At 51.3% G+C, this 23,340-nt stretch carries 22 protein-coding genes; all 22 read left to right on the top strand.

Going from position 1 to position 23,340, the window contains the following annotated elements; genetic code table 11:
• Positions 1-47: 47 nt before the first annotated feature.
• The 22 genes from Q6A92_RS06980 (at position 48) to pyrR (ending at position 23,155) form a co-directional block, all read left to right on the top strand.
• On the top strand, positions 48-1,448 hold the full coding sequence (locus tag Q6A92_RS06980; protein WP_274397525.1) for a UDP-N-acetylmuramoyl-tripeptide--D-alanyl-D-alanine ligase: 1,401 nt from the start codon (positions 48-50) through the stop codon (positions 1,446-1,448).
• A gap of 220 nt (positions 1,449-1,668) precedes the next feature.
• On the top strand, positions 1,669-2,646 hold the full coding sequence (gene mraY, locus Q6A92_RS06975) for a phospho-N-acetylmuramoyl-pentapeptide-transferase (RefSeq protein WP_274397524.1): 978 nt from the start codon (positions 1,669-1,671) through the stop codon (positions 2,644-2,646).
• Positions 2,643-4,007, top strand: a complete 1,365-nt coding sequence (murD, locus tag Q6A92_RS06970; RefSeq protein WP_332237477.1) for a UDP-N-acetylmuramoyl-L-alanine--D-glutamate ligase — start codon at positions 2,643-2,645, stop codon at positions 4,005-4,007. The genes mraY and murD overlap by 4 nt, the downstream gene beginning before the upstream one ends.
• A 65-nt stretch (positions 4,008-4,072) precedes the next feature.
• Entirely contained in the window at positions 4,073-5,176 is a 1,104-nt protein-coding gene (gene spoVE, locus Q6A92_RS06965) for a stage V sporulation protein E (protein ID WP_274397521.1), read from the top strand.
• Positions 5,177-5,342: 166 nt separating this feature from the next.
• A complete protein-coding gene (locus Q6A92_RS06960) occupies positions 5,343-6,110 on the top strand; it encodes a cell division protein FtsQ/DivIB (protein ID WP_332237476.1) in 768 nt (255 codons plus the stop codon).
• Positions 6,111-6,590: 480 nt separating this feature from the next.
• Positions 6,591-7,874: a cell division protein FtsA gene (gene ftsA, locus Q6A92_RS06955; RefSeq protein ID WP_274397519.1), complete on the top strand. Its 1,284-nt coding sequence runs from the start codon at positions 6,591-6,593 to the stop codon at positions 7,872-7,874.
• A 37-nt stretch (positions 7,875-7,911) separates the two neighbouring features.
• Positions 7,912-9,105, top strand: a complete 1,194-nt coding sequence (gene ftsZ, locus Q6A92_RS06950; protein ID WP_274397517.1) for a cell division protein FtsZ — start codon at positions 7,912-7,914, stop codon at positions 9,103-9,105.
• 255 nt (positions 9,106-9,360) lie between these two features.
• Positions 9,361-10,284, top strand: coding sequence for a sigma-E processing peptidase SpoIIGA (gene spoIIGA / locus Q6A92_RS06945; RefSeq protein WP_274397516.1), 924 nt, complete (start codon positions 9,361-9,363; stop codon positions 10,282-10,284).
• A 31-nt stretch (positions 10,285-10,315) separates the two neighbouring features.
• On the top strand, positions 10,316-11,026 hold the full coding sequence (sigE, locus tag Q6A92_RS06940) for an RNA polymerase sporulation sigma factor SigE (RefSeq protein ID WP_274397515.1): 711 nt from the start codon (positions 10,316-10,318) through the stop codon (positions 11,024-11,026).
• A gap of 106 nt (positions 11,027-11,132) precedes the next feature.
• Entirely contained in the window at positions 11,133-11,912 is a 780-nt protein-coding gene (gene sigG, locus Q6A92_RS06935; protein ID WP_274397514.1) for an RNA polymerase sporulation sigma factor SigG, read from the top strand.
• 181 nt (positions 11,913-12,093) lie between these two features.
• Positions 12,094-12,363, top strand: coding sequence for a YlmC/YmxH family sporulation protein (locus tag Q6A92_RS06930; protein WP_274397513.1), 270 nt, complete (start codon positions 12,094-12,096; stop codon positions 12,361-12,363).
• A gap of 81 nt (positions 12,364-12,444) precedes the next feature.
• Complete coding sequence (pgeF, locus tag Q6A92_RS06925; RefSeq protein WP_332237556.1) at positions 12,445-13,284, top strand: peptidoglycan editing factor PgeF; 840 nt, start codon at positions 12,445-12,447, stop codon at positions 13,282-13,284.
• A complete protein-coding gene (locus Q6A92_RS06920) occupies positions 13,281-13,973 on the top strand; it encodes a YggS family pyridoxal phosphate-dependent enzyme (RefSeq protein WP_274397511.1) in 693 nt (230 codons plus the stop codon). The genes pgeF and Q6A92_RS06920 overlap by 4 nt, the downstream gene beginning before the upstream one ends.
• Positions 13,974-13,978: 5 nt before the next feature.
• Positions 13,979-14,413, top strand: coding sequence for a cell division protein SepF (locus tag Q6A92_RS06915; protein WP_274397510.1), 435 nt, complete (start codon positions 13,979-13,981; stop codon positions 14,411-14,413).
• Between the two features lie 23 nt (positions 14,414-14,436).
• A complete protein-coding gene (locus Q6A92_RS06910; RefSeq protein WP_332237555.1) occupies positions 14,437-14,703 on the top strand; it encodes a YggT family protein in 267 nt (88 codons plus the stop codon).
• A gap of 6 nt (positions 14,704-14,709) precedes the next feature.
• Positions 14,710-15,480, top strand: coding sequence for a YlmH family RNA-binding protein (locus tag Q6A92_RS06905; protein ID WP_332237475.1), 771 nt, complete (start codon positions 14,710-14,712; stop codon positions 15,478-15,480).
• Positions 15,481-15,524: 44 nt separating this feature from the next.
• Positions 15,525-16,046, top strand: a complete 522-nt coding sequence (locus Q6A92_RS06900; protein WP_332237474.1) for a DivIVA domain-containing protein — start codon at positions 15,525-15,527, stop codon at positions 16,044-16,046.
• A 346-nt stretch (positions 16,047-16,392) separates the two neighbouring features.
• On the top strand, positions 16,393-19,170 hold the full coding sequence (gene ileS, locus Q6A92_RS06895) for an isoleucine--tRNA ligase (protein WP_332237473.1): 2,778 nt from the start codon (positions 16,393-16,395) through the stop codon (positions 19,168-19,170).
• A gap of 116 nt (positions 19,171-19,286) precedes the next feature.
• The gene (locus Q6A92_RS06890; protein WP_332237472.1) at positions 19,287-19,967 is read left to right on the top strand and encodes a hypothetical protein; all 681 of its coding nucleotides are present in this window, start codon (positions 19,287-19,289) and stop codon (positions 19,965-19,967) included.
• Between the two features lie 169 nt (positions 19,968-20,136).
• A complete protein-coding gene (lspA, locus tag Q6A92_RS06885) occupies positions 20,137-20,592 on the top strand; it encodes a signal peptidase II (RefSeq protein WP_274397504.1) in 456 nt (151 codons plus the stop codon).
• A gap of 3 nt (positions 20,593-20,595) precedes the next feature.
• Positions 20,596-21,516 (top strand): RluA family pseudouridine synthase, encoded by a 921-nt coding sequence (locus Q6A92_RS06880; RefSeq protein ID WP_332237471.1) that lies wholly within the window; start codon positions 20,596-20,598, stop codon positions 21,514-21,516.
• Positions 21,517-22,615: 1,099 nt separating this feature from the next.
• Positions 22,616-23,155 carry a bifunctional pyr operon transcriptional regulator/uracil phosphoribosyltransferase PyrR gene (gene pyrR, locus Q6A92_RS06875; protein WP_443029695.1) on the top strand — a complete coding sequence of 180 codons (540 nt, stop codon included), beginning with the start codon at positions 22,616-22,618 and terminating at the stop codon, positions 23,153-23,155.
• Positions 23,156-23,340 lie beyond the last annotated feature (185 nt).

Genomic DNA, 23,340 nt, shown 5'->3' with positions numbered 1-23,340 from the left:
GACCGCAAGACGGCATTCATAACTTTTTTATAAAAGGAGATTTCCGAATGGGTATTGGTGTGGATTTAATCATGGGGCAGGCCATTCAAACGGCGGGCGATACGGGGAGGCTGAGCCGTTTTACGGTCATGACGGACAGCCGCAAACCGGTGATGAACGGCCTTTTTGTCCCCCTGGTCGGCGAACATTTCAACGGACACCGTTATCTTAAGCAGGCGATTGAGAACGGGGCCGCGGCTTCCCTGTGGATGGAAAGAGAGCCGCGGCCGACGGATATTCCTGCGGATTTCCCGCTGTTTTTCGTGGGTGATACTTTGGAAGCCCTTCAGGGCATAGCGAAAAGCTATTTATACCGCTGTCGGCCGAAAGTCGTTGCTATTACAGGGTCCAATGGAAAAACAACAACCAAAGATATGGTTTACGGTATTTTGCGTAAAACATTCAGGACATATAAAACACGGGGCAATCTGAACAACCACATCGGCATGCCGCTGACGATTCTTTCGATGCCTGAAGACACGGAAGTGCTGGTGCTCGAAATGGGGATGAACCATTTTGGGGAATTGACTTTTCTCAGCCAGCTGGCAAAACCCGACATCGCGATTATCACGAATATCGGTGAATCGCATATTGAATTTCTGGGCAGCAGACAGGGAATTGCCAGAGCCAAACTGGAGATTACGAACGGGCTCAGGCGGGGAGGAACTTTAATTATCGACGGAGATGAACCGCTTCTGTCCAATATTCACACGAAAGCTTTTCGCATTGTTTCATGCGGCTACAGCGATGACTGCGACTGGGAAATCACGGAGGTGAAGGAGCGTGCGGACGGTTACCGTTTCTCTCTCAATCATGGAGAAAATGTTTACACGGTCCCGGTGCTCGGCCGGCATAATGTGAAAAATGCGGTCTATAGTTTAGCTGCGGCGCGAATTCTCAATGTCAGCCGTCCGTCAATTGAAGAAGGCCTGAGCCATTTAAGTCTGACACAGATGCGTTTTGAAAAAGTCAGAGGTCTCAACGGCAGCCTGTTAATCAATGACTGCTACAATGCGAGTCCGACCTCGATGAGAGCCTCCCTGGAAACGCTCAAAACGCTTGGCGGCTTTGAAAAGCGCGTGGCCGTTGTCGGCGACATGTATGAGCTCGGAAGGGATGAGGAGCGGCTTCACAATAGCGTGGCCAGGGTGCTGACTCCTCCTCTGACGCATGTCGTTACCATTGGGAAAAAGGGCGCCTGGATCGTTGAACCCTTGCAGACAAGTGAAAAAGATCGGGCGCTGAGCGTCCGCTCCTTTTCGGCAAAGGAAGATGCCCTGCCGTATTTGAAAATGCTGCTCGATGATCGGACGGTCATGCTGTTTAAAGCCTCCAGACTGCTTCAGCTTGAGGAACTGGTCAAAGTATTGAGCGGCAGCCCGTTGCCGCAGAAATTATCCAGCGATTGATCCGGGGCCGGACATCGGCTATTATTGCCCTGAAACACGCCGGAATTCAGAAAGCTTTTTAATCAGTTCTGTGCCCGGACAGCCGGCCGGCTTCGGATGCAGATTTTGCGGACTCCGACACCTTGGCGCCCGCAGGCGGAGAAATGTCTTTTTTCCGAAAAACCGGCCGCTCTCTCCTTCGGCATTCACTGATCACGCACCTAAAGGAGCGAAACGATTCATGACACTGGTTTTGTTGTTTGGTTTAGCGATATCATTTCTTATCACGCTTGTTTTTGCCCCCTTTTTTATACCCATACTAAGGAAGATGCACTTCGGGCAGTACATCAGGGAGGAAGGGCCGAAAAGCCACATGAAAAAGGCGGGGACCCCGACAATGGGCGGCGTCATTTTTCTGATCGGGCTGATCGGCAGCCTGCTGATCATGGCATTGAAATACCACATGGCAACGGAAGAAACCTATATGCTGCTGTTTGTCACGCTTGGATTCGGTTTGATCGGTTTTGTCGACGATTTCATCAAAGTCGTTATGAAACGCAATATGGGTCTGACGTCGAAGCAGAAAATGCTCGCACAGTTTATCGTTGCACTTGTTTTCTGGGTAATTGTTGCGCGATTTAACTATTCGACGTATCTTTCCATTCCGGGAACGGCCTGGATGATTGATCTGCACTGGCTGTATCCTCTCTTTGCCCTATTCCTGCTGATCGGCGTCCCGAACGCCACCAATCTGACGGACGGCATGGACGGACTGCTTTCCGGACTCGCATCCATTGCCTTCGCAGCTTATGCGATTATTGCTTATTTTTCGATGAATCTGGGCGTTGCCGTTTTCTCGGCCGCCATGCTCGGCGCTCTGCTCGGCTTTCTGATTTTCAATGCCCATCCGGCCAGGGTATTTATGGGCGATACGGGATCTTTGGCAATCGGCGGGGCGCTTGCGGGGATCGCGATTCTGACAAAAACGGAAATTCTGCTGGCCGTGATCGGCGGCGTTTTCGCGATTGAAACGCTGTCGGTCATCATTCAGGTCGTCTCATTTAAGACGACGGGACGGCGTGTATTCAGAATGAGTCCGATTCACCACCATTTTGAGCTTTCAGGATGGTCGGAATGGAAAGTTGTGACGGTTTTCTGGCTTGTCGGGCTGGTGCTTGCCGTCATTGGAATCTATTTGAAAGTGGGGCTGAGCGGTTGAAAAAATCAGATAAATACCTGGATAAACGAGTGCTTGTGCTTGGACTGGGCAGAAGCGGCTATGCTGCAGCCAAATTAATGAAAAGTCTCGGGGCGGACGTCACGGTGAACGACCGCGGGAATCTTGAAGGGAACCCTCACGCGGCCGAGCTGAAAAAAATCGGCATCCGTGTGGTCGGCGGCGGGCACCCGCCCGATCTTGTTGATAAGGAACTGGCGGTCCTGATTAAAAATCCGGGGATTCCCTACAGCAATCCGCTTGTTCAGAAAGCCCGGCAGCTGGGCATACGGATCATCACCGAAGTCGAAATAGCGTACGAACTGTCCGATGCTCCGTTTATCGGCATTACCGGATCCAACGGGAAAACGACGACAACAATGCTTCTCGGGGAAATGATGAAGGGCTCGGCCGCCGTGCCGATTGTTGCCGGAAATATCGGGACCGCGCTGACCGGAATCGTTGGGGAAGCAACGGATAAAAATGTGATTGTCGCCGAGTTGTCGAGTTTTCAGCTGCTTGGAACGGAACAGTTCCGTCCGAAAATCGCTGTTGTACTGAACATTTTCGATCACCATCTGGACTATCACGGAACCGTTGAAAATTATGCGCGTGCCAAGGCACGCATTACGGTTAACCAGACAGCGGACGACGTACTCGTCTATAACGCCGACAGTGAACGGGTTGTCTCTTTTATTGCCGGAAAAACAAAGGCGCGGAAGGTCCCTTTTTCGATGACCGGCAGAACGGAGGACGGCGCTTATATCGAAGACGGAGCCATTTATTTTCGGACGGAGCGGATTCTTGAATGCAGCGAAATGGGGCTGCCGGGCACCCACAATCTTCAGAACGCGCTTGCCGCCGTTGCGGCGGCAAAAATATCCGGCGTACCGACGGCGCAAATTGTCCGGATATTGAAAACATTCACGGGCGTCCGTCATCGCCTCCAATATGTCAATGTCACACGGGGCAGGACGGTCTACAACGATTCAAAGGCGACGAACATACTGGCAACGTCGAAAGCGCTGACTTCTTTTCCCGGAAAATCGATCGTGCTGCTGGCAGGCGGACTGGACCGCGGCAATACGTTCGATGCGCTGATCCCTTATTTAAAAAAGGCCGATATCAAAGCGGCGCTTCTTTTCGGCGAGACAAAAGACAAACTGCGTGATGCCTGCGAAAGAGCCGGCATTGCGCGGGTTGAAAATGTTGAAAATGTCGAGCAGGCCGTTCCGGAAGCTTTCCGCCTTTCCGGGCCGGGCGACGTCGTTCTCCTGTCGCCGGCCTGTGCCAGCTGGGATCAATATGACTCATTCGAACAACGGGGTGACATCTTTATTAGCGAAGTGAATAAGTTTAGATAAGGACAGGTCGGTCTGCGGCAGTTCAGCAGGCGACTCGAGGGCCTGATCTGAACGGAGTGTTGTGCATGCCCGAACATCGATCGTCACCGGACCGTTTGCTGCTTGTCGTTGCTTTCGCCCTTTTGGCTGTGGGGCTGATCATGGTATATAGTGCAAGCGAAGTCTGGGCTTCCTACAAGTTCGGAGGAGATTCGTTCTACTTTTTTAAAAGACAGCTTCTTTTCGCTGCGATCGGAACCGTGCTTATGTTTATGGTGATGAGGATTGATTATCGGATCTGGCGTTCGTGGGCGAAAGTCGGCATGGCTGTCTGCTTTCTGCTGCTGATTCTCGTGGTGATCCCGGGAGTCGGCCTTGTGCGCGGGGGGGCGAGCAGCTGGCTCGGAGTGGGAGCTTTCTCGATCCAGCCTTCTGAATTCATGAAAGTTGCCTTGATCATTTATTTGTCCAGACATCTTTCCGAGCATCAGCCGGCGCTTCGCTATTTCAGAAAGGGCCTGCTGCCGGCCCTTCTTCCTGTTTTTCTCGCTTTCGGGCTGATCATGCTTCAGCCCGATCTCGGAACGGGGACGGTGCTTGTTCTGACCTGCATTACCATGATATTTGTCGCCGGAGCCCGTATCCGCCACTTTGCCGTTATGGGAGCGGTCGGAGCGGCCGGAGCGGCTGCACTGATCCTGTCGGCGCCTTATCGGGTTAAGCGGCTGACTTCGTTTGTTAATCCATGGCAGGATCCGCTCGGAAGCGGATTCCAGATTATCCAGTCGCTGCTGGCTATCGGGCCGGGGGGGCTGCTCGGATTCGGGCTGGGCCAGAGCAGACAGAAATATCAATATCTTCCGGAGCCGCAGACCGACTTCATTTTCTCGATTATATCGGAAGAACTGGGGCTCATCGGGGCCGCGGCTGTACTGCTTCTCTTCTGCATGCTGCTCTGGCGCGGCCTGCTGATCGCGATGAAAGCGGACGACTTGTTCGGAACATTGCTGGCCGTCGGAATTACGGGCATGATCGCCATCCAGGTGATGATCAATATCGCTGTCGTCACAGGCCTGATCCCGGTGACCGGAATCACGCTGCCTTTCCTGAGTTACGGCGGATCATCGCTGACTCTGATGCTTGTGTCGATCGGCATACTGCTGAACATCAGCATGTCCGCCCGGCAATAGACAATGTGAACAGCAAACTCTGTTTTATGCGGTCGGTCTGCATAACGGGTTTGCTGTTTTAATCAAAAGAAAATAAAATAGAATTAACGGAGAAGAAAGCGACAGCGTTTAAAACCCTTCTTCCCGAAGCACCGTATTATCCGATAGATGAGAGAGGGGGAGAGCCGTGGACAGGAAAAAAGTCGTGCCGCTGGAAGACCGGCTTCCGCAATTAAAAAAAGAACGGAAACAAAAGGCAAACCACCGTTTTGTTCTTTACGCATCCTTCTTTTTCCTTCTGCTATTGGTTGTGGTCTATTTTCAGTCTCCGTTCAGCAAAGTCAGCCAGCTTTCCGTATCGGGCGAGCAGCTGGTCAGCTACAGCCAGGTCGTTCAGGCCAGCGGCATTTCCGACCGGACACATATCTGGGATGTCCGGCCCGCAGCCGCTGAAAAACAGATTGAAAAGCTTCCGACCGTCCGGACCGCTTCCGTCCGGGCCGAATTTCCAAACCGCGTAACGATTCGGATACAGGAATACGAACGGAAAGCTTATCTGGAAAAGAACGGCGGATACTATCCGATTCTTCAGAACGGCGCGCTGCTTGCCAAAATTTCCGGCAGCAGGCTGCCTGTTGATGCGCCGGTGTTATACGGTTTCAGCCGTCAGGCCGATTTAAGGGCGGTTACCGAGGGATTGGCGAAGATTCCTCAGCAGGTGATTCATAGCATTTCCGATATCCATTACATATCCGCTCCGACGGACAATGACAACCTGATGCTTTATATGAATGACGGCAACCGCGTAGTTGCCAGTACGAATACTTTTGCTAGGAACATACAGCTTTATCCTGAAATTGCCGCCAGTTTGCCCAAGGGAGCGCACGGGACGATTCATCTCAGTGTCGGCAGTTATTTTGTCCCCGACAGCACGCAAGGCAGCGCCGGAAACTGACCGGAGACAGACGAACAGCACGGGAAGAACCGTCCTGCGAAAAAATTCGGATGGATTAATCTTCTGAATTTTATGTCTTTAACCGGATTAAAAGAAGTTTTCAAATGGATTACTAATCGTGATTATGCCTTTTCTAGTCTACCAAGTTGGTGTAGACTAGAATTTAGTTCTAGTTTCATCGTTTGCTCTTTTAATTTGGGAATGAAAAAGTAAGGGATTCTCTTCATTTTATTCTCAAGAATGCCGATGAAAACATGTAGAACGGGATGATTTTTTGTTTTATCGATTAAAATAAAGGGATATGTTCTGTTTTGTAGAATACAAAGATTAAGGTGTGTTTCTATAATGAGGAGCAGAAAGCGTTGGGTTGAAAATAAAATGAGCCTTCCTTTGTCTTTCAGAAGTCCAGCCATTTATCACTCGATCCAAACATCCCGAATAGAGGAACAACGGATGCTCAGGTAAAGGGGGTGCCACAGAATGAACAGCGAGGATGTATTTGTTAGCCTAGACATCGGTACGTCCAGTATTAAGGTTGTCATCGGAGAAATGGCCGGCGAATCCCTTAACGTCATTGGTGTTGGCGAATCTGTATCATATGGGATCAGGAAAGGTTCTATTGTTGATATCGATGAAACGGTCCGGTCCATTCAGAATGCCGTGGAACAGGCTGAAAGAATGGTGGGTCTGAATATTAAAAGCGTGATCGTCGGTGTTTCCGGAAACCATATCCAGCTAAGGCACTGTCATGGTATTGTAGCTGTCTCCAATGAGAATCATGAGATTGGCGATGTCGATATCGCAAGAGTCATAGATGCCGCCCAGGTCATGTCCATTCCTCCCGAGCGGGAGATCATCGACGTTGTGCCGGAACAGTTCATCGTTGACGGAGTGGATGAAATTCACGACCCGAGAGGAATGATCGGGGTCAGGCTTGAGATGGAAGGAACGCTGATCACAGGATCCAAAACTGTTCTCCATAATTTGCTGCGTTGCGTGGAGAAGGCGGGATTGCAGATTTCGGATGTCTGCCTGCAGACACTTGCGCTCAGTTCGGTTGCCCTGTCCAAAGACGAGAAGAATCTCGGTGTCGCCCTGATCGATATAGGCGGGGGAGCGACGAGTGTTGCCGTTTTTGATCAAGGATCTCTGCTTTCCACATTCGAGCTGCCCATCGGAGGAAATCATATTACAAAAGACATATCGATTATTCAGCGAATTCCCACGGATGAAGCGGAACAGCTGAAGGTCAAGCATGGCGCGGCCTTTGTCGGAATCGCATCCGAGGAGGATACTTTTACGGCTTCGCAGATCGGCAGCGCCAAAAAACAGATGCTCAATCAGGAAGAGCTTGCGGAGATCATTGAAGCAAGGATGGCGGAAATTTTCGATATTGTCCGCGAAGAACTGGAAAGAATCGGAATTTACGATCTTCCGGGCGGCTTTGTGCTGACCGGCGGCGTGACGGCTATGCCCGGCGTGCTGGATCTTGCGGTCAATAAACTGGCTTCCAACGTCCGCATTGCGGCACCGGATTATATCGGCGTTCGCGAACCAAAGTATACGGCCTGCATCGGTCTCATCCAGTTCGCCTATCACAATGTCAAGATTCAGGGCAAAGAAGTTGCGGCTGCCGTTGCTCCCGAACGCTATGAAGCTGAGCCGAAACAACGAAAGCAAAAAAAGAAGATAAATCTGGATCGAAATGAACATGAAGGCGTAACGGCCAAAGTGAAGAACTGGTTCAATTTATTCTTCGATTAATCGGGTGGCGGAATCATTATATGGGAGGAAATGAACAATGTATGAGAACGATGTGGAGATGGAGGAACGTCTCGCGAAAATAAAAGTCATCGGCGTGGGTGGCGGCGGAAATAATGCGGTCAACCGAATGATCGAAAGCGGCATTCAGGGGGTTGATTTTGTATGCGCTAATACGGATGCGCAGGCGCTCAAGCTGTCGAGGGCGAGAGTCCAGCTTCAGCTCGGCGAAAAGCTGACCCGCGGACTCGGCGCAGGCGCGAACCCCGACATCGGTAAAAAGGCCGCTGAAGAAAGCCGGGATCAGGTCGAAGAAATTCTGAAGGGTGCCGATATGGTATTTATCACGGCCGGCATGGGCGGCGGAACCGGAACGGGTGCCGCACCGGTTATTGCCGAAGTCGCAAAAGAAGTCGGCGCGCTGACTGTCGGGGTAGTTACCCGGCCGTTTACCTTTGAAGGAAGAAAACGGGCCAAGCAGGCTTCGAACGGAATCGCTACACTCAAGGAAAAAGTAGATACATTGATCGTGATTCCGAATGACCGCCTGCTGGAAATCGTCGATAAAAACACACCGATGCTTGACGCGTTCAGAGAGGCAGACAATGTTCTGCGCCAGGGCGTTCAGGGCATATCCGACCTGATCGCTGTTCCCGGCCTGATCAATCTTGATTTCGCCGATGTGAAAACGATCATGACCGAGGGCGGTTCGGCACTGATGGCGATCGGCATTGCTTCGGGAGAAAACAGAGCGGCCGAAGCAGCGAAGAAAGCGATTGCCAGTCCGCTTCTGGAGAAATCGATTGACGGCGCGAGAGGTGTGCTGATGAACATCACGGGCGGGAGCAATCTCAGCCTGTACGAAGTTAATGAAGCAGCGGATATTGTGGCTACGGCAGCGGACGAAGAAGTTAACATGATTTTCGGCTCGGTCATCAGTGAAGAACTGGAAGACGAAATCGTTGTCACTGTGATCGCGACCGGTTTTCAGGAAGAAGCGCAGGAGCATCAGCAGATCAAACCGGAACAGGAGCCTCACCTTGGCCGCCGTCAGGCGGCGAGTGCGGCTTCCGATACGGAAAAAAAGCCGGGCGGCTTGAAACATGAAGTCCGCCGCGATGAAGGGCCGGGTCTTCCGAAACAGCCGCTCCGCAGGCCGCATAGCCTTGTGGAGGACGAGGAGACGTTGGACATTCCGACTTTCCTGCGCAATCGGAGAAGCAAAAATCAATAAGCGGCCGTGCAGCCGGATCAGGCTGCATCCGCCGGATCAGACAGATTCTCTCAATGATTGTTCCACGCAACGCACAATGAATAGTGACAGGCTCCGGAACGATGATTCTTGCAATCATCCGTTTCCGGAGCTTTATTTTTGTTCTGCGAGCGACAAAAAGAGCCAAAATAACAGGGAAAATCCTGCCAAGGAATGACAGACTTTCATGGATAAAGGCCCGTATACTATTCCTAAACATGCAAAGGAGGTGGGAGCTTGGTTCTTTACCTGGATGCCGTATGGCTTCTTAATCTGCTGATCGATGCCAGTTTGCTGCAATTGACGGCGCTGATGCTCAAGCGGCGGACAAATCGGCTGCGCTTCTGGCTCGGCGCACTCACGGCATCGTCCGTCGTTCTGATCCTTTTCACGCCTCTTGCTTTTCTGGTCGCCCATCCCTTAGGCAAATTTCTTTTTTCCGTGCTGATCATATACGTCACCTTTGGATTCCGCCGGCTATCCGTTTTTGTACAGAATCTTGCAGCTTTCTACTTTCTGGCATTTGCGATCGGGGGAGGACTTTTTGCCCTGCATTATTTTTTTCAGAATGATGCGTTCTATGCGAACAGCCGTTTCCTGACGACACTGAATTACGGGGATCCGGTCAGCTGGATTGTAATCGTCGCCGGTTTTCCGTTTCTTTGGTTCTTCTCGAAAAAAAGGATCGATCATACGGTAGTCAGAAAATGGCAAAGTTCTGCGGGCGCCGAAGCGATCATTCAGATGGCTGATCTGACGATTAAAGCGAAAGCCTTCATCGACAGCGGCAATAAACTGTATGAACCGCTGACCCGGTTTCCGGTCATGTTTCTGAGCCGGGAGGCTTGCAAGGATGCGCTTCCCGCCGAACTCTTCCGGGCTTTTTCCGGAGAGGAAGGCATGCTGGGCCGGGAGAGCCTGGCGGCCGAATGGAAAAACCGTCTCGCACTGATTCCGTACACGGCGGTTGACGGCAGCCGCCGCTTTGCGACCGCCGTCAGGCCGGATCGCGTTCTGATCATACACGAAGGGAAACTGATTGAGTGCCGAAAAGTCTATGTGGCACTGACGGAACACGCTCTCAGCGCAGCGGGTGATTTTGACAGTCTTCTTCACCCGGACATGCTGCTTCACGGCAAGGTGATTGAACCGGCATCCTGACCTGCGACTGCAATCAAGGAGGAATAAGCGAATGAAAACCTTTTTTCGGAAAATGTGGTTTCGGATTCTTGTTAAGCTCCATATAAAACCTGAAGAAATTTACTATATCGGGGGAAGCGACGGACTCCCTTCTCCGCTTTCGAAAGATGAAGAGGCGGAGCTGATGAAAAAGCTGCCTTCCGGCGATCAGAAAGTGCGCGCCACGCTGATTGAGCGCAATCTGAGGCTCGTGGTCTATATCGCGCGCAAGTTCGACAATACGCGGATCAATATTGAAGATCTGATCAGTATCGGAACCATTGGATTAATTAAAGCCGTCAATACCTTTAATCCCGAAAAGAAGATCAAACTGGCGACCTATGCATCGCGCTGCATTGAAAATGAAATTCTGATGTATCTGCGCAGAAATAACCGGACACGTACAGAGGTTTCGCTGGATGAACCGCTGAATGTGGACTGGGACGGCAACGAATTGCTGCTGTCGGACGTGCTCGGCACGGCGGTCGACATAACGACAAAAGGCATGGAGCGGAAAGTGGATCGTTCGCTTCTGCAGCGGGCGATGCTGATGCTGAGCGACCGGGAAAAAGAAATTATGACGCTGCGTTTCGGGCTGGCAGGCGGAAAGGAGAAGACGCAGAAGGATGTTGCCGATCAGCTCGGCATCTCGCAGTCGTATATTTCAAGGCTTGAAAAACGGATTATCAAACGGCTGAAGAAGGAATTCAGTAAAATGGCCTAGTCCGCCCGCGACGGAAAACAGGAGGGAATTGCCGTGCATAAAATGACATCCGCAGGAGATACTTGACGTTATAGAAAGCTCCGATTATGTGGGGAGGTCATCCTTTATGGCACGGCACAAAGTAGAAATCTGCGGGGTGGACACAGCAAAGCTTCCTGTCCTGACGAACGTAGAAATGCGTAAGTTATTTACAGAACTTCAGTCGGGTACGATCGAGGCGAGAGAGAAACTTGTAAACGGCAACCTTCGCCTTGTACTCAGTGTGATTCAGCGTTTTAATCACCGCGGCGAGTCTGTGGACGATTTGTTTCAGGTCGGCTGTATTGGACTGATGAAATCGATTGATAACTTTGATCTAAGTCAGAATGTCCGTTTTTCGACCTATGCCGTCCCGATGATCATCGGCGAAATCCGCCGCTATTTGAGAGACAACAATCCGATCCGCGTATCGCGTTCTTTGCGCGACATGGCCTATAAGGCGCTGCAGGCCAAAGAACGCTATATTGCTAAACACTCCAAGGAGCCCTCCGCCTCCGAACTGGCAAAAATGCTTGATCTTCCTGTCGAGGATGTCGTTTTTGCCATGGATGCCATCCAGGATCCCGTTTCTCTTTTTGAGCCGATCTACAGCGACGGCGGCGATCCGATTTTCATCATGGACCAGATCAGTGATGAAAAGCACAGAGACAGAGAATGGGTGGACAAGATAGCCCTTAAAGAAGCGATGGGCAAGTTGCATGATCGCGAAAAGAAAATCGTTGCCATGCGCTTTTTTTATGGGAAAACCCAGATGGAAGTGGCTCAGGAAATCGGTATTTCACAGGCGCAGGTTTCCCGCCTCGAGAAAATGGCAATCAAGGAAATGAATCAGGATATCGGGCCGTGACGGATGCCTGATGGAAAACAACAATCCGGCGCTTGCTGCAGGCAGGCGCCTTTTTTATGTCCGCCGTGATAAGATCTCTGCAGATACCGCTCCTGCCGCCTGCTGCCGATCCCGTCTCCATTTTTCACTTCTCAACCCGCACGCGCCCCCATATATTAAGATAGTGAGAGGGGGAGAAGCCGTGCCAAGAATTTCCGATTTCCAGACAAAAGAGGTTGTCAATGTTGAGAACGGTAAAAGGCTGGGTCATATAGGAGACCTTGACGTGAATCTGTCTACGGGAAAAATTGAGAATCTGATCATCCCCGGTGCCGGCCGCGTCATGGGCCTGTTCGGAAGAGAAAACGATGTGGTTGTACCATGGAACAATATTGTACGCATTGGAGCCGATGTCATCCTTGTCCGCTTTTACAATGATCGGGATCCGGCTCCGGGCGAAAAAGAATCATAAATTAAAGCGCTGTTCCGGCGGATATGGTAGAATAAAGGAAAATAATCGTGCCCTTGAATCCGCGAAGAAGGGATGAACGTGATGGCGGAACCTTTCTCCATTAAGAATAAGCTGACTCTGATGACGGAACCGGCTGCTGCAGGGCATAGAATGATCCTGTCCGGCATTTCGCTGCGGACGGGAGGGACGAGTCGGGCGCCTTTTGCCTCGCTGAATCTGGGCCTTCACGTCGGCGACGATCGGGAAAATGTTGTGGCAAACCGCAGAAAGGCTGCCGAAGAGATCGGCTTTTCTTTAGAGCGCTGGGTTTGCGCGCAACAAGTGCACGGTACAAACATCGCCCGTGTGACGGGTGAATGTGCCGGCGCCGGAGCGACAAGTCCCGACACCGCTGTTAAAAATGTCGACGGCCTGTTTACAACAGAACCGGATCTGCTGCTCGCGCTCTGTTTTGCAGATTGTGTTCCCGTGTACTTTTACAGTAAACAGCCCGCTGCCGTCGGGCTGATGCACTGCGGCTGGCGCGGCACCGTTCGGCTCGGTGCCGTCAGAATGGTTGAAACTATGTGCAGGACGCTTGATCTCGTGCCGGAGGATATTTATGCGGTCATCGGTCCGGCGATTGCCGGTGCGGACTATGAAGTAGATCAGACGGTTATCGATGAAGTATCAAAGCTTGGCCGCGGGATCCGGAACGGTGCAGTCACGCTGCACGGAGACGAGCATTATCTGCTTGATCTTCAGGCGCTGAACCGGGCTGTCCTGATCAGGGCAGGCGTCCCTCAAGAACAGATTCAGGTAACCGGCTATAAGACGAGCGTCTTCCCGGAACTTTTTTATTCATATCGGAAAGATCATGGGCGCACCGGGCGTATGATGGGATTTATCGGCATGAAGAACAAAGGGGAAGGTACAAGTTGACAGTTGCGGAAAATCTTCGTATCATTGATGAAAAAATTGAGGAGGCCTGCAGGAAATCGGGCCGCCGTCCGGAAGAGGTGACCGTGATTGCGGTCACAAAGTATGTCGGAAACGAACGGGCGCAGGAAGCCGTCGATTGCGGACTCTTCAATCTGGCCGAAAACCGGAAAGAAGGGCTGCTCGAGAAACAGAGCGCCATCCATGACGGCCGCGTTGTCTGGCATCTTATCGGGACGCTTCAGACAAGAAAAGTAAAAGACGTTGTCGGCCGGATCGACTATTTTCATGCGCTTGATCGCTTAAAGCTGGCGGCCGAAATCAATAAACGGATGAAGGCCGGCAAACTGAAATGTTTTATCGAAATGAATCTTTCCGGAGAAGCATCGAAGCACGGAATCGCTGAAGAAGAACTGGATTCTTTTATTGAAGAGCTCGGGGCTTTTGAACATATTCAGGTGATCGGCCTGATGACGATGGCGCCGAATACAGAAGACACGGCACTGATCCGCAAAGTATTCCGCGGCCTTCGCCAGTGCCGCGACCGGATCAGAGACCGCCGCCTCGACTATGCACCGTGCACGGAGCTTTCAATGGGAATGTCCCATGATTTCCAAATTGCCGTTGAAGAGGGTGCAACATTCGTCAGAATAGGGACCTCGCTGGTTGGAAATGAATGGAAGGGGAGCTGAAAAAGATGGGGCTCAAAACGACATTCAGGCGGTTTTTTGATCTCGAAGAAACTGTGGAACCTTCGGACGAAAGTGCTTTTTACAAAAATAAGGATGCTGTTCAGATACCCGCCGAGAAACGAACGATTGAAAAGGGCGGGAGAATCGTTGCTATTCAGAACGTCCGCCAGCGGGACAAGGTTGTTCTTGTCGAACCGAAATCGTTTGAAGAGGTGGAAGGCGTGGTCGGACATCTGAAGAACAAACGCACGGTCATCTGCAACCTGCAGAGTGTGACGAAAGCGGAGGGGCAGCGGATCCTCGATTTTATGGGCGGGACCGTTTTTGCCCTGGACGGACAGATTCGAAAAATAGGAAGGGATACATTCTTATTTGCACCGGATTTTGTCGATATCACAGGAATCATTAACGACTGGAAAGAAGACGGACAATCTTATTGACCGGATGAAGCGAGGTGAATGCATTGTATCTGATTGCAGATGTGCTGGCACAGCTAATCAGTATTTATTCATGGATTTTAGTCATCTATATTTTAATGTCGTGGCTGCCGAGCGTCCAAAGTTCCCGGATCGGCCGCCTGTTTGCAAGAGTGTGCGAACCTTTCCTTTCCCCATTTCGGAGGATCATTCCGCCGATCGGCGGCGTCCTTGATCTTTCTCCGATTGTCGCATTTCTTGTGCTTCAGCTGGCGACGAGAGGCATTTACCAGATCGCCCTGATGTTCGGGTGATTCAATATGTCCGTTTATGAACATTTCCGCCGCGAAGAGCGGCCGATTATCGATCATTTTCTGGATTTAAAGGATCAGGTTTCGAAATACTATGCGCCAAAACTGACCGATTTTCTCGACCCGCGCCGGCAAAAAATTTTACATTCGGTGATCGGCGGCGAGGAGATCACGTTTGCTCTGTCGGGAGGCCATGCGGAGGCGGAACGCAAGCGGGCGCTGATTCTTCCGCCGTACCGCGAAGCTCGGGAACAGGATTTCGGGCTTTCATATATTGAGGTGGATTATCCTTCGCGGTTTGCGGATCTGTCGCATGCGCAGCTGCTCGGTGCGCTGCTCGGGACCGGCCTTGTCAGAAGCAAACTGGGCGATCTGATTGTTTCGGACGGGCGGGTTCAGTTCATTGCCGCAACGGAAGTTGAAAAATTTTTGCTGATGAATCTGACGTCTGTCGGAAAAACAGCGGTGACCTGCCGGAAGATTGACCGGGCGTCACTGATACATAGCGAAGAGAGCTGGCTGGAGTCTGAGGGAACGGTCGCTTCCCTCAGACTGGATGCGGTCATGGCGGAAATTTATCATTTGTCCCGCTCTAAAGTCTCCGAGCTGGTTGCGCGGGGAATGGCCAAAGTGAACTGGCAGATTGTGGACAGAAAAGATTTTTATATCGAAGAGGGTGACACACTGTCTTTACGCGGCTACGGACGAAGCAAAATAATCGTGATCGCCGGCCTTACAAAAAAGAACAAAATTCGTTTGCGATATGGTAAACTGAAATAAGTAATTCTATACGTGACTATACATTGACTGGGAGGTGAACCGGATTGCCATTAACACCGTTGGATATTCATAATAAAGAATTTTCTCGTGGTTTTCGCGGTTACGATGAGGACGAGGTCAACGATTTTCTTGATCAGATCATTAAAGACTATGAAGCCTTGATCAGAGAGAAGAAAGATCTGGAACTGCAGGTTAAAAATTCAGAAGAAAAGCTCAGCCACTTTTCAAACATTGAAACAACATTGAATAAAAGCATTCTGGTCGCTCAGGAAACAGCGGAAGAAGTGAAACAAAACGCTAATAAAGAAGGCAAGCTGATCGTGATGGAGGCAAAGAAAAATGCCGACCGGATCATCAACGAAGCACTTGAAAAATCGCGCAAAGTGACAGTCAATATTGAAGAACTGAAAAAAGAAGCCAATGTCTACCGCACCCGTTTTCAGATGCTGATTGAAGCACAGCTTGAGCTCCTGAAAAGCGACGACTGGAAGAATCTTGCCGCCGGTTCGGGCGATGAGGACGAACCGGCGGATCAGGACGGCAGTGTCATACAGACGCGAGCTTGACACCATGCCGGCAAATGCATATACTGGCTTTATATGAAGATTTTTAATATTCAGCAGGCGATGACGGAGAGAGTAATCAGTGCGGCGAAAGCAAGCGAGCCGGGAGGCGGTGCAAGCCCGGTGTTTCAAGCACTGAAGAAAATCACTCCTGAGTTCGGATCTGAACGGGCGGACAGCTCCGCTCCGAGTAGGGAAGACGCTTCATTCACGTTATGGAATGATTCGAGCGGCAGAGCAGATCTGTCAATAGGGTGGTACCGCGGTCCTTCCGTCCCTTTGGGATGGGGGGGCTTTTTTGATATAAATTTTTTGTGACTGACTTTGAGAAAGATGGAGGCGCAAAACATTGGATTATAAAAAAACCTTGCTGATGCCGAAGACGGCTTTTAAAATGCGCGGCAATCTGCCGAACAAAGAGCCGGTGATGCAGCAAAAGTGGGATGACGATCACATCTACGAGCAGTCTTTAAAACGCAACGAGGGCAAACCGAAGTTTATCCTGCATGACGGTCCTCCCTATGCCAACGGCGATATTCATATCGGCCATGCCGAGAATAAAGTGCTGAAAGATATCATTAATCGCTTTAAATCGATGTCCGGCTACCAGACCCCTTATGTACCCGGATGGGATACGCACGGGCTGCCGATCGAACAGCAGCTGGCCAAACAGGGTATCGACCGCAAAAAAATGTCTGTTGCCGAACTGCGCGAGAAATGCAAAGACTATGCGCTCGGCCAGGTAGAGCGTCAGAAGAAGCAGTTCAAACGCTTGGGCGTCCGCGGCGACTGGGATCATCCTTACCTGACCCTTAAAAAGGAATTTGAGGCGGAACAGATCGAAGTCTTCGGCACCATGGCGAAAAAGGGGTATATCTATAAAGATAAAAAAACTGTTTATTGGTCTCCGTCCTCAGAATCTGCGCTTGCCGAAGCCGAGATTGAATATAAGGATGTCCAATCTTATTCGATCTATGTCGCCTTTCATGTCACGGACGGCAAGGATGTTCTGCAAAAAGACGAAGAAGTGGTAATCTGGACGACCACACCCTGGACGATGCCGGCCAATCTTGCCATCGCGGTCAATCCGAAATTCGATTACAGTGTAGTTCGGGTCGGAGAGCGAAAATTTGTCGTGGCGTCGGATCTGGTTGCATCGCTCACAAAGACGCTGGCCTGGGAGAATCCTGAAGTGCTTCGGACTTTTAGCGGAAAAGCACTTGAAGGCGTGGTCTGCCGCCATCCGTTCTATAATCGCAATTCGCCGCTGATTCTCGGCGACCACGTCACGCTTGACGCCGGAACCGGCTGTGTCCATACGGCGCCGGGCTTTGGCGCAGATGATTTTAATGTCGGCAAAAAATACGGCCTCGATATTCTTTGCCCCGTCGATGATCGCGGCTGTATGACGGACGAAGCACCGGGTTTTGAAGGCATGTTTTATGAGAAAATCAATGAACCGGTCCTTGACAAACTGAAAGCAGTTCATGCACTGTTGAAAGTCGGCACCTTTACTCATTCGTATCCGCATGACTGGCGGACGAAAAAACCGGTCATCTTTCGGGCAACGAAGCAGTGGTTTGCTTCCATCAAAGCATTTCGTCAGGATATTCTAAAGGCGATTCATGAAGTGAGATGGATCCCTTCATGGGGCGACGTCCGTATGACGAACATGATTAAGGATCGCGAAGACTGGTGCATTTCACGCCAGCGTGCCTGGGGCGTCCCGATCCCGGTCTTTTACGGAGAAGACGGCGAGCCGATCATCACCGATGAAACGATCCGCCGCGTTGCCGAATTGTTCCGCAAACACGGATCGAATATCTGGTTCCAATGGGACGCGAAAGATCTGCTTCCCGAGGGTTTTGCTTCTGTGCACAGTCCGAACGGAACGTTCAAAAAAGAGACGGACATTATGGATGTCTGGTTTGATTCCGGATCGACGCATCAGGGAGTGCTGACGACCCGCCCGGAACTGCGCCGGCCGGCGGATATGTATCTCGAAGGTTCCGACCAATACCGCGGCTGGTTCAATTCTTCGCTGGCGACGGCGGTGGCGGTTACGGGACATGCGCCGTACAGGCAAGTGCTCAGTCACGGATTCACACTTGACGGCCGGGGGCTGAAAATGAGCAAGTCCGTCGGCAACGTCATTGACCCGATGAAAGTGATGAAACAGTTCGGAGCCGACATTATCCGGCTCTGGGTCGCATCCGTCGACTATCAGGCGGACGCCAGGGTCTCGAATGACATTCTCGCGCAGGTGGCGGAAGTTTATCGTAAAATCCGCAATACGATTCGTTTTATGCTCGGCAATCTGAATGATTTCGATCCGAAAAATGCAGTGGCCGTTGAGGATATGCCGGAACTGGAACAATTCATGACGGTTAAGTTGAACGGATTGGTGGATACATGCCTGAAGAGCTACAACGACTACCAGTTCCTGAATGTTTATAAGGCCGTTCAAAACTACTGTACGACGGATCTGAGTGCTTTTTACATGGACATTGTGAAAGACGCGCTTTATGTTCAGCCGAGAGCAAGCCTTGTCCGCCGTGCCGCACAGACGGTGCTCTACAGGACTGCAGTGGCCCTGACTAAATTGCTGTCGCCGATCATCCCGCATACGGCCGAAGAAATCTGGCAGTTCATCCCGGGTGCCGCTCGGGTTTCCGCTTACGTTCAGCTGACCGACATGCCGGAACCGGTTCATGTGCCGGATGCGAAGGCGCTTGAAGAGAAATGGGAAAAGATTCTTGCGGTTCGCGACGACGTGCTGAAGTCGCTGGAAAAGGCCCGGGATGCCAAACTGATCGGCAAATCGCTTGAAGCGTCGGTTGCTTTGTATCTGCCCGAGAATATGAAATGGTTAAAAGAACAGCCCGCTCTGGACAAACTGTTTATCGTCTCCCATGTCGACTGTTCCGACGGTCCGGACTCCGCTCCTGAAACGGCGGACCGCTATTCTCCGGAAGCCGTGAACGTCGGCCGCGCCGAAGGGGAAAAATGCGAACGCTGCTGGGCGATCCTGCCGACAGTCGGACAGGATCCGGAGCATCCGACTCTGTGCGCCTCATGCTGTGAAACGGTCAAACATGACTATGCGGGTGTCAGTCTCGACGACTGACCGGCCCGGCGGCCTGTGACAGAAGAAAAATTTTTCCTTAAGACGTAATTTTTTCGCCGTCTTAAAATGCCCCCTTTACTGCACACTAAACATGTGTGCGGAAAGGGGGATTTAATTTGTTCAGCTACCGCAGGATAAAGAAACAACTGCTTAAACGCAAAGAAATGCTCGAAAAAAAAATGAAAAGCGACATGGAGACCGCCGCGGAACTGGGGTCGGTTTCCGACATTGCATCGGGAGAGCTGTCCGCTTATGATAACCATCCGGCAGAATCCGCCACACAGCTTTATGAACGGGAGAAGGATCTGGCTTTCAGCAAACGCATGCATGATGAATGGAACGATATCAATGACGCTCTGGCAAAAATGGAAAAAGGGACGTACGGCATTGATGAAATAACGGGCAAAAAGATTCCGATTGCACGCCTGAAAGCGCTTCCGACAGCCAGAACCGCGGTTGAAAACGCACCGCCGAAACATAGCCGGAAAGAACGCCCGGTTGAAGAATCGCTGATCGCCGATCCCGGCCGAACGGGGTTCTCGGCTTTGAATCAAAGTGGTTTCGACGAACAGAACGCCTTTGATCTGGTCTCCGAATACAATGATCAGGAGATGATTTATGAAGACACTCCTTATAGCGATGATGAAGAAGGGATCGGTTTTGTCGAAGTTGTGGAAGCGATAGCGGCCACGGACATTGACGGCTATTCGGGCGACGAAAGGGTCCGCTTCTTAAGAAATCAGTACTACGATCAGTGGATGGACGGGATCGACGAAAGCGACCCGGCCGAGCACTGAAAATGGCGGCGGACGGCACGGTCCGCCGCCGTACATAATCTATTCCGGGATCCGGACGCGAAGGAAGCGGTTTTTAGGGCTGAGGGATGCCCGGCCGGGGCCAAGTGTGCTAAAATGCAGAAAGGATGCAATTGTCTTTTTAAAGAGAGAAAAGCTTGGAGGAATTTAAGTGATCTTCTACATAATTGCACTGATCATTCTGGCGCTCGATCAGTTATCCAAATGGCTGGTCGTTCAGAATATGAGCGTCGGAGAGGATATTCCGGTCATCCCGCATGTGTTCTACCTGACTTCGCTTCGCAACACGGGAGCCGCCTGGAATATACTGGAGGGACAGTTTGTCTTCTTTTTTATCATAACAGCCGTTGTGCTTGGAATCGTGATTTATTATATGCAGAAGGCGGGAAGAAAGCAGCCGCTGCTCGGAACGGCTCTTGCTCTGATTATCGGCGGAACGCTCGGAAATTTTGCGGATCGGCTTTTCAGGGGCGAAGTCGTCGATTTTATCCACATCTATATTATTCATTACAGCTACCCCGTGTTCAATATTGCCGATTCCTCGCTTTTCATCGGTGTCGTTTTGCTGATTATTTATCTTGTCGTGGACGGGAGGAGAAAGAATTAGGTAATGACGGATCTGGAGAAAGTTGCGCTTCAGCGCGATGAAGGAAAACGAATCGACAAGTGGGCTGCCGGACTGCTCGGCTCCGAGTCGCGAAACCGCCTGCAGCAGTTGATTAAAGATGGATATGTCCGGGTTAATGATCAGGGCGTCAAGGCCAATTATCGCTTGAAGGAAGGCGACCGGGTCACGATTCTTCTGCCTGATCCCGAGCCGGTGGATATCCCCGCGGAAGCTATTCCGCTTGATATTGTCTATGAAGACGATCAGGTAATTGTCGTCAATAAACCGAGAGGGATGGTGGTCCATCCGGCCCCCGGCCATCTGACCGGCACACTTGTCAATGCCTTGCTCTATCACTGCAAGGATCTGTCGGGGATTAACGGCGTGCTGCGCCCGGGCATCGTCCACCGGATCGATAAGGATACCTCGGGCCTGCTGATGGCGGCGAAAACAGACGATGCCCACCGTTGTCTGGCAAAACAGCTAAAAGACAAGACGACGCGGCGTCTCTATCTGGCCATTGTCCACGGCGAATTATCCGATCCGTCCGGGACGATCGATGCCCCGATCGGCCGCGACGAAAAAGATCGGAAAAAGATGGCGGTAACCGCTCGCAACGGCAAAAGGGCCGTTACGCATTTCAAGGTGCTTGAGCGTTTTACCGGCTACACGTATGTCGCCTGCCGCCTGGAGACGGGACGGACGCATCAGATCCGTGTACACATGGCTTATATCGGGCATCCGCTTGCCGGCGATCCGAAATACGGGCCGAGAAAGACATTGGCTATCGGCGGACAGGCGCTGCACGCCGCCGAGCTTGGCTTTACCCATCCGAAGTCGCGTCGGTTTATGCTTTTCAAAGCGGAACCGCCGGCCGATTTCCAGAACCTGCTGAAAGAACTGCGCCGGTCGGTTTTAAGGTAAAATCCAGTGCTGTCTCTCAAATTTATACAAAGAGGATAATCCGCTGCGCTTTAAGAAAAACGATAATGAGTATCCCCCTCAACTCATGTATCCCGTCGGGGCGCATCGTGGAAGCGCCGTCGATTTTTCCGAAAAACGATCGGTTTTCACGAGCGGCCGTCCGGTGCCCCGAATGTTTGTGCGAACGGCGATCTATTCTGCTGAAAAGGGAGATACCTTGTATGGACAGACGTTACATGGCGGAAACACCTGATCTTCTTCTTCGGCCTGCTGCGTACCCCCGTAAATCGGTGTGCGCCGAAAAACGCATCAGTTAATCGCCGTAAAGCAGTAAAGTGCAAAATATTAACAGTAATCGGCAGTAAACGGACCGGAATCAATAGGTGCGAATGATCGGAACAGCAATTTGTACCCGATTGATTAAATCAACCCGCGGCCGGGAATTTTGGCCGTTTATCGGTCGACGCACCGAATCGTGTTAAAGCCGCACCGAAATAGAAAGAAGTCGCACCAAACAAGAGAGGTCGCCCCGAATCCGGCTATAGACGCACCCGAAATGCGGAGAAGCCGCACCGAAATGCCGAAAAAGCGCACCGAATCGGGCCAAACTTGCACCAAATCGTCGGGAAGCCGCACCAAACAAGAGAGGTTGCCCCGAATCCGGCTGCAGTTAGGTGCTGTTTTTCGGTCGGCGCCGGTGCTTAATCGGTCTTCGAGGATACATCCGGTTTATCAACCGCGACAGGAAGTTTATCAACTGCTGCAAAAGTTTGTTCATCGCAGAAACGCTCGCCGTCTGTGAAAACGTGCCATCGTGTCCGGACTTATCCTCCTCCAAAAATATACCGGTTCTCGTTCAAAAACATGATTCTTCGCAAAACCGATCAGCCGGAGTGCGGATACCGGTTCATTTTGAATTGACAATCGGACAGAATTTTGTCATACTGAATGCAGTTGAATGAATTCCTTTTAAATAAGTCCCGAGAGGCTGAAAAGGGTGATAGACGTTGACAGTATATTTTGTCGGCAGTACAGTCTCTTGCTTCTAAACAGGCAAGTTTTTTTTATAGCTGAATAAGGGCAGCGGGTGAGTTTTGTTTTGGAAGAAAAAGAAATCATGGATGAGAAAGCGATTGCCAGGGCGCTGACACGACTGGCCCACGAGGTGATCGAGCGCAACGAAGGCATCTCTTCAGTCGTGCTGATCGGCATCAGGACAAGAGGCATTTATCTGGCCGATCGGCTTGCTGAAAGGATCGCCGGAATTGAGAACAGCAAAGTATCGGTCGGTGAGCTCGACATCACCCTCTATCGTGATGATTTAAAACAGAAGACGGCGGACCCGGAATTCAGCGGCAGCAGGATTCCGGTATCGATCGAAGGGAAAACCGTGATTCTGGTCGATGACGTGCTGTACACGGGACGGACGGCGAGGGCGGCAATGGATGCGCTGATGGATATCGGGCGGCCGCAGCGGATCCAGCTGGCGGTGCTGATTGACCGCGGGCACCGTGAACTTCCGATTCGTCCGGACTATATCGGAAAAAATGTACCGACATCGAAAGAAGAAATCATTGCCGTTCAGCTCAAAGAGGTGGACGGAGCCGACCGGGTCGTTATTCGGACACGGAACAAATAATTGAATAGCGTTCGTTAAGCATCTTTTAAGGGCAGTCCCGAGAGACTGATAAAGAGCAGCGTTAGCGCGGAACAGCGGTATTTTGCACATTAACCTCTTTGTCGGATCTCCGGCAGAGAGGTTTTTTCTTGATTTTGAAGGACCCGGAACCGTTTTAAAGACGGCCTGCCGCACGGTGAAACACA

Source organism: Sporolactobacillus sp. KGMB 08714, from assembly GCF_036598985.1.
Lineage (GTDB): Bacteria > Bacillota > Bacilli > Bacillales > Sporolactobacillaceae > Sporolactobacillus.
The sequence above is the reverse complement of the archived record's forward strand: the minus strand, read 5'-3'. Positions and strand labels throughout refer to the sequence as shown.